The organism is Bacillus mycoides (genome assembly GCF_000832605.1).
Lineage (GTDB): Bacteria > Bacillota > Bacilli > Bacillales > Bacillaceae_G > Bacillus_A > Bacillus_A mycoides.
In genome coordinates this window covers 2,629,208-2,645,121 of record NZ_CP009692.1, presented here as the reverse complement: position 1 = coordinate 2,645,121, position 15,914 = coordinate 2,629,208, and the positions used below count along the sequence as shown (strand labels likewise).

General features: G+C 34.0%; 12 protein-coding genes and 5 pseudogenes. 2 read left to right on the top strand and 15 right to left on the bottom strand.

From position 1 onward, the window contains the following. Positions 1-292 precede the first annotated feature (292 nt). The 9 genes and pseudogenes from BG05_RS15515 to BG05_RS32155 all read right to left on the bottom strand — a co-directional run. Entirely contained in the window at positions 293-526 is a 234-nt protein-coding gene (locus BG05_RS15515; protein ID WP_002131164.1) for a hypothetical protein, read from the bottom strand. Between the two features lie 265 nt (positions 527-791). After that, a complete protein-coding gene (locus BG05_RS30585) occupies positions 792-938 on the bottom strand; it encodes a BC1881 family protein (RefSeq protein WP_000738549.1) in 147 nt (48 codons plus the stop codon). A 551-nt stretch (positions 939-1,489) separates the two neighbouring features. After that, positions 1,490-1,951 carry a CarD family transcriptional regulator gene (locus BG05_RS15505; RefSeq protein WP_002131165.1) on the bottom strand — a complete coding sequence of 154 codons (462 nt, stop codon included), beginning with the start codon at positions 1,949-1,951 and terminating at the stop codon, positions 1,490-1,492. A gap of 217 nt (positions 1,952-2,168) precedes the next feature. Continuing rightward, a pseudogene (locus tag BG05_RS29655) lies at positions 2,169-2,612 on the bottom strand (acyl-ACP desaturase); the annotation flags it as partial. Between the two features lie 291 nt (positions 2,613-2,903). Next, positions 2,904-3,065: pseudogene (locus BG05_RS29650) on the bottom strand (DMT family transporter); the annotation flags it as partial. A 61-nt stretch (positions 3,066-3,126) separates the two neighbouring features. After that, positions 3,127-3,555, bottom strand: a pseudogene (locus tag BG05_RS15495) (alpha/beta fold hydrolase); the annotation flags it as partial. A 472-nt stretch (positions 3,556-4,027) separates the two neighbouring features. Next, positions 4,028-5,257 carry a serine hydrolase domain-containing protein gene (locus tag BG05_RS15485; protein WP_002128176.1) on the bottom strand — a complete coding sequence of 410 codons (1,230 nt, stop codon included), beginning with the start codon at positions 5,255-5,257 and terminating at the stop codon, positions 4,028-4,030. A gap of 507 nt (positions 5,258-5,764) precedes the next feature. After that, positions 5,765-7,306, bottom strand: coding sequence for an anthrolysin O/cereolysin O family cholesterol-dependent cytolysin Alo (gene alo, locus BG05_RS15480; RefSeq protein ID WP_016127291.1), 1,542 nt, complete (start codon positions 7,304-7,306; stop codon positions 5,765-5,767). Positions 7,307-7,607: 301 nt separating this feature from the next. Next, positions 7,608-7,703 (bottom strand): annotated as a pseudogene (locus BG05_RS32155) (DUF4158 domain-containing protein); the annotation flags it as partial. 162 nt (positions 7,704-7,865) lie between these two features. Here BG05_RS32155 and BG05_RS29635 point away from each other — a divergent pair. Beyond that, a pseudogene (locus tag BG05_RS29635) lies at positions 7,866-8,447 on the top strand (recombinase family protein). A gap of 332 nt (positions 8,448-8,779) precedes the next feature. Here BG05_RS29635 and BG05_RS15465 read toward each other — a convergent pair. Together BG05_RS15465 and BG05_RS31855 are read right to left on the bottom strand one after the other, a co-directional pair. Beyond that, complete coding sequence (locus tag BG05_RS15465) at positions 8,780-9,010, bottom strand: alpha/beta-type small acid-soluble spore protein (RefSeq protein ID WP_002128181.1); 231 nt, start codon at positions 9,008-9,010, stop codon at positions 8,780-8,782. Between the two features lie 128 nt (positions 9,011-9,138). Continuing rightward, positions 9,139-9,261, bottom strand: a complete 123-nt coding sequence (locus BG05_RS31855) for a hypothetical protein (protein WP_000541014.1) — start codon at positions 9,259-9,261, stop codon at positions 9,139-9,141. A 408-nt stretch (positions 9,262-9,669) separates the two neighbouring features. Between BG05_RS31855 and BG05_RS15460 the strand changes: the two genes are divergently transcribed. After that, positions 9,670-11,085, top strand: coding sequence for a S8 family peptidase (locus BG05_RS15460; protein WP_000743643.1), 1,416 nt, complete (start codon positions 9,670-9,672; stop codon positions 11,083-11,085). A gap of 10 nt (positions 11,086-11,095) precedes the next feature. Here BG05_RS15460 and BG05_RS15455 read toward each other — a convergent pair whose 3' ends face one another. The 4 genes from BG05_RS15455 to BG05_RS15440 all read right to left on the bottom strand — a co-directional run bounded on the left by BG05_RS15455 (position 11,096) and on the right by BG05_RS15440 (position 15,895). Then, complete coding sequence (locus BG05_RS15455; RefSeq protein WP_002128187.1) at positions 11,096-12,550, bottom strand: sensor histidine kinase; 1,455 nt, start codon at positions 12,548-12,550, stop codon at positions 11,096-11,098. After that, positions 12,550-13,230, bottom strand: coding sequence for a response regulator transcription factor (locus BG05_RS15450; RefSeq protein WP_001014563.1), 681 nt, complete (start codon positions 13,228-13,230; stop codon positions 12,550-12,552). Before BG05_RS15450 ends, BG05_RS15455 begins: the two co-directional genes overlap by 1 nt. A gap of 63 nt (positions 13,231-13,293) precedes the next feature. Beyond that, positions 13,294-15,141, bottom strand: coding sequence for an FtsX-like permease family protein (locus BG05_RS15445; RefSeq protein WP_002128190.1), 1,848 nt, complete (start codon positions 15,139-15,141; stop codon positions 13,294-13,296). Continuing rightward, complete coding sequence (locus BG05_RS15440; protein ID WP_002128192.1) at positions 15,116-15,895, bottom strand: ABC transporter ATP-binding protein; 780 nt, start codon at positions 15,893-15,895, stop codon at positions 15,116-15,118. Before BG05_RS15440 ends, BG05_RS15445 begins: the two co-directional genes overlap by 26 nt. Between the last annotated feature and the right edge of the window lie 19 nt (positions 15,896-15,914).

Below are 15,914 nucleotides of genomic sequence, written 5' to 3'. Positions count from 1 at the left end.
GGTACACTTACCATATTTTGTTCACTAAAGTCATTTCCCTCCAAACAACTCATTCTATAAGACTCCTTTCTAACTTACATTCTTTCTCTCACTATATGATATAAATCCTATAAATATGCTAGAAGGATAATTCATTATATGAACGGAAATAACATTTTAATAAGTTACGTTTTCTATTCCTAAATTACTAAAAAATTATTTATATACGATTCTTTTTTACTAGTTAATAGGTAATGATATAGGGATACTTTGCATGTACATCTAGGTTGTTCCTTTCAGGCTATGTATCATTTTAAATACGCCCTTTATTAGAATAGTGCTCATACTTTTTTTGAGATTCTTTCGTAATACGTGCGTTAAGTAAAATTGCTAACAACAAAAACACTCCATATGTTCCCCCTGTAGCTCCTATGATAACCACACTACTACAAACAAGTACAATTAGTAGGAGCAACGAAACTAAATAAATATGTTCATAGTTCTTTGACATCTTCTCGTATTTTATGCGTTCTTTCCTTGCATCCATCTAAATTCCTCCTTTACATTATCCATTTCACTATCAAATAAATCTCGCCCTTAAAAGGGAAACAATATATCTTTTTAAATAATTAGCTTGTTTTTTTATCAACTAATTTATATAACGTAAAAAGAAATCCTACCAATATTAAGCTTTCCACCATGATAATCCCGACCCTCTCCTTCCGTTTTAACTCCAACACATCAGATAAAAGTAGCAAACAAAAAGGATCCTCCCTTCTTTTAAAGGCTGATCCTTTTCTTCATGCATTCAACTATTCTTGATTAATTAGAATAACAGCTGGTCCATCTACACGAATTCCACCAACTTCGATTTTTTCATAAGGCTCAACTGTAATAGAAATGACCCCTTCCCGCTTCTTTAATTCATTACTTAATTCTTTTGTTAACATTTTTTTCATGTGTGCCCTCCTTCTTACTGCTTAATTTATTATTGTTATGTAAATGAAATTAAAAATGGTTTCCTGGTCTGGAAACCATTTTTTGTAGTTGACCATATGGTGTTACCAGTTCGTTTATCAATTTTACGTAAAGAAGAGATAAACAATTACCTATTCACTGTCTCAGTAGATGTAAGGAACTCTTAAAGAGATAGCGGTGAGATCGATTGTTTTTTCTTCTAGAAATAATGACTTAGATAATATATTACCTAAAACAATGAAAGCCCTACCTCTCTTTCATCCTTACGGATCCTTGTCCGTGCCAGTGTGAATCAGGATTTCAAAAATCAAGTGACTATTTGATCGCGTTATTTGATGAAACTTCGAACGCTCGTAAAAGAAATTTAAAAATAAAAATGGATTAGATTGAAGTAATAACAAAAGAGGTTTCTACTCAAAAAGTGAGTTGAAGAAGTTGAATGTCTTTGAAATGATTTACTTTTAATAATAATCATATTCCCGAAAAATTCAGGATATTTTCGGGGTATGTAATACATTATCTATAATGAATCTTAACAGAAACTTTTTATTTGATTTTCAGTGATCCCTTTAATTAATCCTAGTTCACTAATCAAAAATTCATGTGCGTTATCCAACATTTTTTTTTCGCTTGTATTCAGTGCTTTTTCTTTCTTCATACGTATTAAATCACGTACAACTTCGGCACCTTCTTGTATTTCACCCGTTTTTATTTTGTCCGTGTTCACTTTATACCTTTGTTTCCACGGTAATAATCTATCTGATTCTCCATGCTGAAAAATGTGTATAATGTGTTTTAATGCAAGTATATCAGTAACTGGGCGTATACTCGAACTTAATATTTTCCCCATAGGAATCATGACTTGCATATTACTGATTGACATTTTTATAACATAATACTGTTGCTTTTTTCCTGAGAATTCTTTTTCTTCTATGGCTTCAATTATACCTGCTCCGTGCATTGGATAAACAATGTTATCGCCAATTTGAAACATATAATCCACCTCCATATATGGTAACCTTCTTAACCTTAACATATATGTTGTTTTTTATCAAATATTTTATAATATCATAAAATCATTTTTGTAGTCAACTACTTTTTTGGTAAAAATTAAATTAAGTAAAAAACACCCCCAAAACAATAGGGAGTGTGTCAGATTCCCCATAAAGGGAAGGGGAATTTCCCCACTTATATTCTGAAATCTCTACTCATTAACATAGATCAGTTTTCCCTTGAAAACGACCAAATCGCTCCCGTATTTTTTTCAATCTTGTGTGGTACTCCATAATCTCAATTCTTGCTTTTTCAGCTAGAGGTGCAATTGGTCGTAAGTCTTTTAAACCCCAATAATCAACCACTACATCAAGTACTGGATGTAATGGTCCATAATTCGCTTCTTTTGCAATCACAGCCATTCTATTTTCAAAATCAGGCATGACAGCACCTGGCATTTTAAAATTTCTAATTATATTGGCAATATGATAGCAATAGTTAAGTTCCAATTCCAAATGTGTTCAAATGACGTCTCGATAAAAAGCATAATGAAGGGTCTCATCTTTGGCAAGGCGGCGTAATAATGTAGCAAGATCTGGATCATGCTTACTTGCAATCTTAGCGACATTATTGTAAAACACCATCGTTGCAAGTTCTTGTAGTTATATAAAATAAAAGGGCCTCCTAGGGAATAGGTGGCCTTTTTACTTCAAAAAAAAGACTAGCAGTATATACTAGTCTTCTAAATGAGGTACCGCCACACCGCTATCAACCTAAGAAATCAATCACCCCCAAAACGAAAAAAACGAGTTGAATTCACATAAATAACTGTAGAAAAGTAAAAATTCCGTTTAGGGGGTACTTCAAGACCTTAGCATGATGGGCATGTATAGTGCCCCCTAATAAATAACCATGTTCCGCTTCCAACCATTATCAACACTAAATTCTGATTTTTAACTAGTCTTTTTTATCCGTAATTCTATATTTTGATATTTTGTTCCAAATCCTAAAGCAATAGCAGCTCCAATACAACTTGAAAGACGGCCAGCAAATAAATATACAGATAAATCTGATTCGCCAATTATCACAGAAGCTATTCCTCCAATTACGCCGAACTACTAAGCAAAAAATTGGCCACATCTATGCCAATTTCTTCTCCATACACTTCTGTTTTCAAGCGTATTCGTATTTTAGATTCAACGGCGTATCTTCTGTACCGTGGATAACCAAAGTAGGTATATTAATTTCTTTTAACTTCCCCTCATAAGAATCATCGCCTTTAAGAAGTGAGTGATTAAACATACTGAGTAGGTTATTTGCTCGTTTTATTTCTTTTTCTACCTGCTTATAAGCCCTCTTCTCATCGAACTTATGCTTTGAACCACAGAGTAACACTGATCCTGTAACCAAGTAATTTGCAACAGATTCTTCATCCGACCAATTTAGTTTGGCCCCATTAGCATGGTAAGTGAGTATCTTCTCATCGATCGGAGGCAAATTCCGTTTGTTGTCTTCAGAGCCAAAAATACTTGATGCAATCAAAGTTATACTTAGAACTCGCTGAGGGTTCCTCAAGGCTACAATTTGAGCAATCATTCCACCCATTAGAAAAAGCAGGACAATAATATTAAATTGGCTTCCATTCGCAGGAGTTTAAGCCTTGTATTTATGACTATTTGGTTAAGCAATCGATATGTTGTGCTGAAACGTCAATATATTTAAAAAAGGATCTCTCTTGATAAAGAGAGATCCTTTTCTTATTTCTTCTTTTCTGTCGGTTGGCTTTGTTTAGCGAAATTAGATGAATCATCGAAATTCGGTTGCTTTTTACCAGCATTATTACTTCTACCTTTTCCCATATGTAATGCACCTCCCCTCATCCTTACTATTCCCAATAAAAAATCCTCTTGCATCCAAGAGGATTTTTTATTGGGCTCTTATTAATAATGCCAAACTGTTCTCGTAGTACTTCCAACACTTCCCGTCCTGCCATAGCTTTTAACCATGGTGTTGATGGTGACCATCATGCGTATAATTTGTCTTGGAGTTTTCCTTTAAACAATACCTAAGTTCGGTTTCAGTCTTCGATTGCTTGGTAGACCGTGGTCCAGAAGTCTTGGATAAGATGCGATGGGGCCGGAGTTGACATCCCAACCTGGGTGAACAGAATTCCAATAAACTGTTTGTCTGGATCAGCGTAAGCTGTAGTGCCCGTTCCGCCATCCCAGCCGAATTGACCGATAGACGCGTAGTCTCCAAGATAGGTACGCACCCCCATCCCAAAGCCCCAGCCACCTTGTATCCCTTGTCCAAACGACAAATGGACGTTGTTTTTGGCCAAATCGTCTCGGTATACTTGTTGTTCAGGAGTAAGACGGTTGGTGGTCATCAGCTGGACTGCGGGCCTAGACAGAATCCGTTTGGTTCCGTGCATCCCTTTGTTCAACAGCATCTGCAAATACGCGTGATAATCGTCGATGGTTGCGAGCAGCCCACCACCGCCTGCTTGAAATGCTGGAGGTTTGCTGTAACGTCCGCCTGCACCCTCATCCCACACGATGAACTCACCTGTCTGCGGATCGGGGTTGAAGGCAGGTGGAAGCCGGTCAATCTTGAGCTCAGGCACGTAGAAACCAGTGTCCTTCATTCCCAGTGGATCGAATATGCGTTCGCGCAGGAACGACTCGAATGTCTGACCCGTGACCCTGGCAACAAGAATGCCGAGCACTTCAATACTGATATGATACTGCCACCGCTCTCCGGGCTGGTAGCTTAGCGGAAGTGCACCTAGGCGACACATAAACTCATCTGGATCGGGCATATCCTGCCCTGGCGTGTCGAATATCCCACTCTCGAAGAACGCGTTCATGATCGGAGAACCCATCAACGTGAGATCCACTCCGAGACCGAATGTGGAGGTCAACAGGTCTCGTACAGTGATAGGACGCCGTGCTGGGACGGTCTCTTCCAGTGGACCATCGGGCTGTTTCAACACCTGCCGGTCAGCGAGTTCGGGCAGCCATTTGTCTACTGGGTCGTCTAAATGCAGTTTGCACTCGTCGAGCAGAACCATTACTGGTGAAACTGCGATCGGCTTGCTAGTGGACGCCAATCGAAAGATCGTGTCCCGACGCATTGGTGCGCCACCATCATGCCTCATTGTTCCAAGCGCTTCGACGTGTGTCTCCCCGTTTCGGCTGACTAAGGCGACGAGCCCAGGAATCTTTCCAGAATCGACATGCTGCGCCAGTACATTGCGCATTTTGCGCAATCCTGTTTCAGAAAAGCCTTTATTGTTTTGTCCCATTTTGTTCTCCTTTAGTTTAGATTGAGATTTCTAATACATATTGACAATCAATTATTAGTTCTTCAAATAGAAAAATTCCCCTTTTTAATAATTTCGACAAAATGTATTTATGTATATGGAGGCATCATAAATCACTATCAACCTAAGCTAAATTTATATCTATAATTCACAGAGAACGTTATTCTTTTTGTAGAAATATACAGAAAGGATGGCGATGTGTTGCTATCCCATTGTGGATTAAGTAGGAAGAGGTACTTTGAGGATAGTGCCTTTTCTTTATAAAAAATCCAAATGCTGATACATAATGAATTAATAAAGATAGGCTAATTTAAATTTATGGAGATTTAATAATAAGGAATGAAATCATTGAAAACATTCATGCAGCCATTAAAAATATGATTATAAGATTCGCGAATTGATTATGATATATTTGAAAAACGCCGATATACTTTCAACTAAGTAAAAAAGCGCCCTGTAAAAATGGCGCTTCGGACGTATACGTTGCCTTTAATTATGATTAATATTAGCAGTTGGGTATAATGTTGTTCCTCCAATTGAAACCTTTATTTCATTTGTTAATGGAACATTTTGTTCATTAATAATTGTTCTCCACCATTCCCATGCAAGACCAGTACATTCTCTTGCTACGATTTTTATATTTTTTGAATTTGGTGGAAGAGGGATAACTGTAGAGTAATGAGCCGTTTTGTCTTTGCCGCTACCATCCCATGTTTTATGTGTTAGTACTTCTTTACCATTTTGATCAAATGTGAATTCATCCCAAGATACATCAAATTGCGCAACGTAAGCACCGTAATGATCCAGTGTCATTTTAGCACTTGAATATTCTGTAGTTGTCGTCTCGATATAATCTGTATTGTTATGAACAGCAGCAGTTGCATTATCTTTTAAAAAAGTACTTGTATATGAAATTGGGTATGCTGGATTTTTAAGACTTAATTCAGCATTATCTTTAATGATATTTCGGATTTCATTGAAATCTTTAGTAACAACCTTGTTATGCTCTTTCGCATCTCCGCCTAATACTACAGCAGTAAAGGTACTTTCTTCAAAAATATCTTTGTACTGTCCATTCGTTTCGACGCTGTTATTCTTAAGTAAGGCTTTAAAAGCAGCTTGTACATCTTTGCTCTTAGATGTTGTTTCTAATTTTACATAAACAGTTCTACCATAAGCTACATTTGAGACCATAACAGGTGGAGCCGAATTACTTACACCTTTACGAGTTAACTCACCAAAAGTAACACTATTATCAAAAAGATCGGATGGATTGTTAGGTAGTTCAGCACTTACGGTATAAAATATTTGCTTATATGCCGCTACCATCACTTTTTTCTCTCCATTTGCAACCGCATTAAAATCAATGTTTAGACTGTTATCAAGATATTTAGCGTTAACGTTAAGGGCACTTGCGATTTGTGATTTACTATAAACCATAGATTCTGTATACTGCATTCTTGCAGGTAACGTATGTGTTTTAGAATACTTTTCATTCCAAGTAGATACTAAATCATCCACTGCTCCAGCCACATTACCATATGTCGGATTCTGGACAGTAATTGTATTTTCTTTTCTCATGCCAGGTAAGTCTATACTAATATTCAAAGGCTTTCTCTTAGCCACTAATAAACTAGGTTGATTGTCTGCAAAAGCTTTATTTGCAAGTTGTACCGCTCCTGGATACGTACGATTCACCACAGAATCAATAATCGAAATATCGACTGGTGAAGTTGTAAGTGATTTTTTCTCGCGTTCCACTACTACAAATTTACCATTTGAATTGATACTTTCTTTCGGAACAAAACTCTCTACCTTATCACCATTTACAGCTAAAACCTCTTGATTATTATATTTAAGATTTGCTATACCAGTATCAATGCCACTAGCATTTTTGGTTACATCAGTTGCATTACCTACTTGTGTTTCTGCGAAGGAAATAGATGAATAATTAATAGTGCATAGACTAACTAATAAACACGCAAGGAACTTTCTTCTTTTAGTGTTTTTCTTAATATTCAGAAAAATCACCCCGTTCTTTTTTTAGTAAGATATGATAATGATTGATAAATGATAGCTAACTAATAAACCTACATAAATGCTTTCAAAAGTTCTTGAATTAACGGGATTACGCCACCTACAAATTTCAAAACTGCCATTGCGATTTCCATATTATTTCCTCCTTTTTTGTTGTTGCTAAGATGTGATTTATCTTTATGTTTTTATTATAGTAAGCGCTTACATTATTATCAATACATTCTTATATGTAATATTGCATATGAGAATGTAGCAGGTTCCCTTTGCATTGTTAATAAGAGTAGCATTAATCATATTTTCCATTCTCAGATAATGGTCTTCCTGGAAAACGTAAGTAAGCAATTTGTATGGCAAATCCTAATCTATTAGCGACTCCACGTTGTTTTTTTACTTTTTCAAATTAGAAGCACTCCATATTTAAACTGGTCTTTGAATCGTATATATTTTAAATCCATCCCAATAGAGTGTACTCTATTGATACAATTATAGTAGACTTATAAAATCTTAGTTAAGAGCGTCTCATAAGACTTAATCTCAAAAAGGGGGTGATGTTTTGCGGAAAATCGGTTATATACATGTCAGTTCGACTAGCCAGAACCCTTCAAGGCAATTTCAGCAACTGAACGAAATTGGAATGGATATTATTTTTGAAGAAAAAGTTTCTGGAGCAACAAAGGATCGCGAGCAACTTCAAAAAATGTTAGAGGATTTACAGGAAGGTGACATTATTTATGTTACAAACTTAACTCGGATCACTCGTAACACACAGGATTTGTTTAAATTAATTGAGTTTATACGAGGTAAAAAAGCGAGCTTAAAATCACTAAAGGATACATAGCTAGATTTATCAGAAGATAATCGATACAGCCAGTTCTTAATTACTGTAATGGCTGGTGTTAACCAATTAGAGCGAGATCTTATTCGTATGCGACAACGTGAAGGGATTGAGTTTGCAAAAAAAGAAGGAAAGTTTAAAGGTCGTTTAAAGAAGTATCATGAAAATCACGCAGGAATGAATTATGCAGTAAAGCTATATAAAGAAGGAAATATGACTGTAAATCAACTTTGCGAAATTACGAATGTGTCTAGAGCTTCATATGCATGTGTACCCCTTCCCTCCTCACCCCATATATAATGAAAAGATGTAATAATTAACAGATAAGTAGAAATATATTATACAAACATTAGGTTGTCTATATAAAGAATAACATGCAAATAATTAAAGGGGGAATTTGTTCAAAATAAGTGAAATCATACACTTTAACTACAGGGAAAGACAATTCATGTTTTAAAACCTTTCAAACCATTCATTTTACCTCAAAACGAATTCAAGACATTTAGATACCTATAATGCGTTATAAACTAATATGATCCTTCATTTTTTTGTATAGATTCTATATTTTTGAAATTAATGTAAAAATATAGGAGAAATACCTTTCGTTTAAAGAAAGGATATTTTTTAATTGCTTATATGGTATGTTGATGCAATCTATATTGTCCCATTAATTGTTCCTCACCCATTTGAACAATTTGCTTAGTAATTTCTCCACCAACAGAACCATTAGCACGCGCAGATGTTTCTGGACCAAGTGTAATCCCTAGTTCACGAGCAAATTCACATTTCATCTGCTCGATTGCACTTGCAGCAGCGGAAATATGAATTTCATTATTATTGTTTTCGTGTCTTTGAATATTCATAATTACACCTCCATTTTATTCGTATATAACATGTGCGTAATTATGATATTTATACATAACACGATTCATTTCTGTCTCATATTCTGTCTAGTAAATTGCTTTTCTTTTTTATACTCGATTAGATGAATTTAGAACGCATCCGAATCTTTGATTCCTAAAACATTCATTTCTTCTTTAAATAAACGCCATGGCTCTACTATTATTGCTTTTTCACGACCATCCCTTAAGGTGAAAACTCTTAGATATCCCATCATACACTCTCCTAAATATTTAAATTCACATTTCATTTTTATTGCTATTGCTATACATATTTATAACCTTCAAATACAAAAACAATAAGTTCCCTACTGAATAAAGACCTAAATACAGATACCCCCTATTTACTTTAGGATACTTTTTTAATTTCATTCACTCATTAGAACAAAAAATTGATGGCTTCTCCACCAAAAGAATTATGCTTCTGTTTTTAAAGTAACTCCAAAGAAAGTAATATTGCGCTAAATACCACTTATATGTACGGTATATACAGATTTGAAATTCCGAATGATTTGTTACCTTATTTATAGGATCTAAGTGGAATTATAAAGTGGGCAATAGGGCCTTGTTCTGCGGTTCATCTTCAAATTCTACCTCCAATTTATAAAAGTAAGGGGATAATTATGAAAAAACAAGCAATCACTGTCATTTCAACCGCGTTAACGTGTTTTTTACTTTCTAATGTAGGACATGCTCAGGAAAAACCTAAGCAATATTACACCGTTTTATTAAAAGACCCATCAAAATTTGAGCAAGGCATCACTGAGATAAAAAAGGAGAATGGAGAAATTACTTATACTGTCCCGGAGATAGGACTCATTCAATTCAAAGGAGATACACAAATTTCTAAAAATCAATCTCCCTTATTTGAATCAGTTAATCCTTCTTTGCAAGTCGAAAAACCAGAGGTTCCTCATTCCATAAAAATGCCTAATTTATCAACTCTTTCAACAAAAACATTAGATACAAACCTACCTCCCTTATGGGATATGCAATGGGACATGAAGGAAATTACTCATAATGGAGAAAGTTATAAAAAAGAAACTGGCTCTCATAATGTGGTTGTTGGAATTATTGATTCGGGAGTCGATGTGGATCATCCTGACTTAGTAAAAAATCTTATTCCTGGATCTAAAAACTTCGTTCCAAAGGGAGGATTGAGAGGTACTGAACCTGAAGAGACAGGTGATATTAATAATATAAATGATATCAATGGCCATGGAACTCTCGTTTCAGGATCTATTGCTGCAAATGGGGAATTAAAAGGCGTTGCTCCTGATACGGGAATCAGAGCATATCGTGTATTTGGAAATAAATCAGCTGATGCAGCCTGGGTCATTAATGCCATCATCGAAGCAGCTAAGGATGATGTAGATGTTATCAACCTTAGTCTTGGTTCCTATTATGTAAATGGAAAAGTCTATGAAAATGGAAAACTTGTAGACAATGGATGGGCAGAAGTAGAAGGTTACAAACGTGCTATAGAATATGCCAATCAGCATGGTAGTGTAGTAGTAGCTTCTGCAGGAAATGATTCTGTAAACGTGGCTAATAAACAGGAGCTAAATAACTTTCTTAAACAAAAATATGAAAAAGAGGGGAAAATATTTACTGGTGTAGGAATAGAAGCACCTGGGGAATTACCAGGTGTAGTAACAGTATCATCAACCGGTCCAACCGGACAACGTTCTGTATTCTCTAATTACGGAGAAGGGGTCATTGACATATCTGCTCCAGGAGGAGATTATCGTTTATGGCAACAATATGGCGAAGAGGTATGGTGGAATACTGGTCTTTTCCGACAAGAGGAAGTACTGACAACTTTTAATACTGGAAGATACTTATTTGCCGCTGGTACATCAATGGCAGTTCCGAAAGTATCCGCTACACTAGCTCTAATTATCAATCACTATAATTTTAAAAATCAACCGAAAAGATCAATTTCACACCTTTACAAAAACGGAATAAAGAAAGATATAGCACCTGATAAAGCCTCTTGGGGGAACGGACAGCTGGACGTATATAATGCTATTAAATAATGAAAAGGAACTATGACAATTCATAGTTCCTTTTTTCGTTACTAAAAAGAGAATGTATCGTGAATGAAATGCATGCCCCTTGAATCTCATTATTTTCAGCATGAATTTCTCCACCGTGTTTTTTAACCAATTTTTCCACGATATACAAACCAAGTCCATGATGTAGTTGATTTGACCTTGAAAGGTCACCTTGGTAGAATTTACTAAATAAAAACGGAATATCTTTTGTATTAAATCCAACTCCAGAATCCGAGATAGAAAAAGACATAACGTCTTTTTTCACCTCCACTTGCACATCAATTCTTCCTTTTTTTGGAGTAAAACGAATGCTATTAGAAATAATATTCGTAAGAATTTGATGCAAACGATTCGGATCAAGTGCAAACTTAAGATTTTTTTCTTCTGATTTAATAAGTAAAGTATAGGTTAATTGTATATCTTCATTTTCTGCCAATTCCTTAAACTCTTCAAGCATTTCTGGAATCATTTCAGCTGGAGCTATATTACAAATCATAAGAGTGAAATCAGGGTTGTCCACTTCAGAGACTCTCCTCATTTCTTCTGTTAAATGCAATACTCTTTCTGTATTATTCTTAATTGTTTGCAAGTAGTGATGAATCCGTTTTTGATTATTTGGCATGGGTTCCATTAATACTTCTACATGAGACAAAATAATAGTTAACGGTGTTCGCAAATCATGTGCAATGGAAGCAACCATATCCCGACGTTCCTGTTCTAATTTCCATTGAACATACAATGAATTTTTTAATTCTTCCTTCATACTATTGAAAGAATCAATTAATATACCTATTTCATTTTCACTTTCATATTTTATTTCAAAGTCTAAATCCTTGTTTTTAATTTTTTGTGAGGCCATTATTACCTCTTTGATAGGTTTATTCAACTGTTTTCCTAAACGCTTAGCTAATAAATAAGAATAAAGCGTTAAAAATATAAAAGGAACAAGAAAAGCAATAATAAATACATATTCTATGTAATAATCAATAGATGCAGCTAATATGTATCGTACAGCAAGCACACCAACTAGTTTACCATTACTTATAATTGGAATGTATTTTGTAATTAGTTTACCATTTTGAGTAGATGTATTTATTTTATGATACACTTCTTTATCATTTTTCAATAATTCATCGCTCAATGTACCATATAATCTATTTCCATTCGTATTCATAACTTGATAAGTAATTCCTTGCATTGGAATCACTTTCTCTAGTTTTTTTTGATAGGATAAATCTACTATTTTATCCCCATTCATTTCTACAAATTTTTCAATGCTGGGCACTTGTTTTTCATAATGGTTGGCAGGTAAAACAGATTTTTCATTATAAATAAAAAGAAAAGAGTATATTAAAATTAACGTACAAACCGTACTGACAATACTTAAAAATATTACAGCTGCAAATGTTAGAATAAATTGGTTTTTCAACGATAATTTTTTTAACATTAACATTTCTCCAACTTATAGCCAACTCCCCATACGGTTTTAATATGGTAAGTTGACATACCTAAACTTAACTTAGCTCTTAAGTTATTAATATGTACTATTATTGTATTGAGATCCCCAACTGCATCCAGCCCCCAAATTTTTTCATAAATTTGTTCCTTAGAAAAGATTTGTCCTAGATTTACCGTTAAAAGCTCTAATATTTTAAACTCTTTACTCGTTACATCTATTTTTACTCCATCAATGAAAACATCATGCTGTGAATAGTTAATGGTCAAGTTTCCTAAGAAACGTTGATTTTGCAAGTTTACACGTTCTCTTTTCTCACGCCTCAAGTGGGCCTCAACACGTGCAATTAGCTCCTTAACTTGGAATGGTTTTGTAATATAGTCATCTCCACCTAAAGTAAAGCCTTTTACTTTATCTATTTCTGAATGTTTAGCACTCAAAAATAGAATCGGGCATTTTATTTGTTCACGAACGACCTTACAAAATTCAAAACCGTCCATTTTAGGCATCATAATATCTAAAATGACTAAATCAACTTGTGTTTTTAAATGATCTAGCGCTTGTTCTCCATTGTAGGCCTTGAGAACTTTATAATCACGATCAGAGAATATATCAGAGAGTACATCTACAATTTCTGACTCATCATCTACAACAAGAATCGTTCCATTCAAAAAAAAACACTCCTTTCTAGTTTAGATTAAAAATCTTATTATTTTGTAAAATATATTTTCTTGTTAATTAATATTCTTTTCATGAACAACTTTTTTATAGTAATAGTGGTTTGAAATGAAGAAAAATATTAATTGGAAGACTAAGAAAATAAAAAATATTAATATTATTGAGTAAATTTTAATTCCTCCCAATATATTTTGCAAGGCGTAGATTGCTATAAATAGATTTATCCCCCCCAGAATAATTGGTACAAAGAAAATTATAGCAATTTGAACCCTTAATGTTTTTTTTATTTCATTGAAATTCAAACCGATTTTTCTTAAAGAGTGAAATATTTTTCTATCATTAGATATATCTTCATATAACTTAAACCAAAGAAGACTGGATAAAGCAATTAACAAGATAAAACCGATAAATAATGCTATTATCCATAAAACTGAAGTTAATTGAACTGTATTTTCATAATGTAGAAGACGAACACTGGACTGTTCCTTTATCTCTAAAGGGAGTGTCTCAAATAATTTTTTTAGTGCACTATAACCCTTATTATTTTCCTTGAAATCTAATGTGTAAAATGAAACATGTTGAGTAGGTAATGATCCCTTCTCTAATTCATTAAAAGTATCTGCTGGTACAAAAGCTACATTATCTATCCGAGATACCGAGTTAATCGCCTGTTTTTCGACCATATTTTTTACTATCAATTCTGTATTACCGTTATTTGTTTGGATATGCAACTTATCGATATTCTCATTTTTTTTACTAAATAACAGGTTATCTTTTTTTGTTTCTGTCCAGTCCTTTATAAAGAATGAATCTGTTTGTAGTATAAAGGTTTTACCTTCTCCCTTTGATGAATTCAGTAATATACCTTCCCATTTTTTCTTATGAAATCCCTCAACCTCTCCTTTGAAGTTTTTCTCTAAAGCAGATTCTAGTGTATTCTCTTGTTTTTTATCAACAATAAATATAGCTGGCTGTGGGTGGCTATTTCGCATTCTTTGATCATTCAACTCTGAATATAAATATATGGAGCTGATTAATATCATTATCATTGATAAGAGTATTGAAACAAGGAAGATAATTTTAGCATTATAATAAAGTTTTTTCCTTAGACTTATAAATATTAGCATTCGAATGCCATTTAAATGCTTTTTTTCTTTATTGATTAAATAGGATACAGTTCCTACTAATCCGTGCGAACAAAAAAGGTACGTTCCTAATAATAAAAGAGCAGCTACAGGTAGAAAAGAGAATAATAGTACGGGTAAAGATGCATTAAGGATAAAAACATAAGAAATAACCAAAATTAACAGGGAAATAATGAATTTCTTCTTTGAAAACCTAGGTAAATCCTTTGGTTTTCTTGTCTCTTGAAATAATTCCAAAACAGAAATGCGTCCGATTTTATAATAACTACGCAATGAAACAAAAAAGAACAGAACTCCAAACAAAATAACTGTAAAAAAGGTAGCAATTGGAGAGAAGAAATAGGAAAATGACTCGCTTAAGAAGAGAGATTTCCCGATGAAATCAAAAAAGCTTTTGGATAGTACTATACCAATCATAATCCCAATTAAGATAGAAATTGCTCCAATTATCGAATTTTCTAAAACTATGATAATAAATAATTGTTTTTTTGAAGCTCCGAATGTTTTCCAAATACCAATTTCCTTTTTCCGTTCAGTAAGAAAATGGTCATAAGAATATGAAATGAAAAAGCATGAAAATAGCAAGATGATGAATTCACACGCAATTAACAGTTGCTCTATTCCAGAAACTTTTGGATATGAAAGAAATGCTGCGTACATATAAAAAATTGTAACTGATAGAATACAACTTACAAGATACACTATATACAGTGAAAGATTGCGAGTTATATTTTTAAGTGCGAGTGAAAATATTGACATCATTCTCCCCCACTTCCTTAGAGATATAGAGTAGTATACGTTGATTGAAACTGAATTGCTTTTCTTCATGGGAACGTTGCATCTCATGAACAATCTTGCCATCTTTCAAAAATATGACCCTGTTGCAAAAACTAGCAGCTACAGAGTCGTGAGTTACCATTAAGATTGTTGATTTATGTGTTTCATTCAATGTTTTTAGTATATTCAATACATCATAAGCAGATTTTGAATCTAGATTTCCCGTCGGTTCATCAGCAAATAACAGATAAGGATCGTTAATTAACGAACGAATAATAGCAGCTCTTTGCTGTTGTCCCCCAGAGATTTCATAGGGATACTTTGGCAAAAGCGGTTCAATATTTAGTTCATTCACTAATGTTTCGAGTTTATCCCTAACACCCTTTTTGCTCCCCATTCTTAAAGCTGCGGGTAGAAGAATATTTTCTTCAATTGTTAAGTGATCTAACAAATTGTAATTTTGAAAAATAAAACCAATATTTTCGCGACGATAATTGCTTAATTGATCACTATTCATATTAGTTAAATTCTGTCCCTTAATTGTAATTTCTCCATTTGAAGGAAAATCAAGAGAGGAAAGCACATTTAAAAGTGTAGACTTTCCACTCCCTGAAGGTCCCATAATCCCTACAAAATCTCCTTCATGAACAGTTAAGTTGACATTATTTAAAACTGGATATTCTTGAAAATTAGTTTTATAAACTTTCTCAATTCCTTTAGCTTCTAACATAATCATGGTAAACCTCCCTTCTATC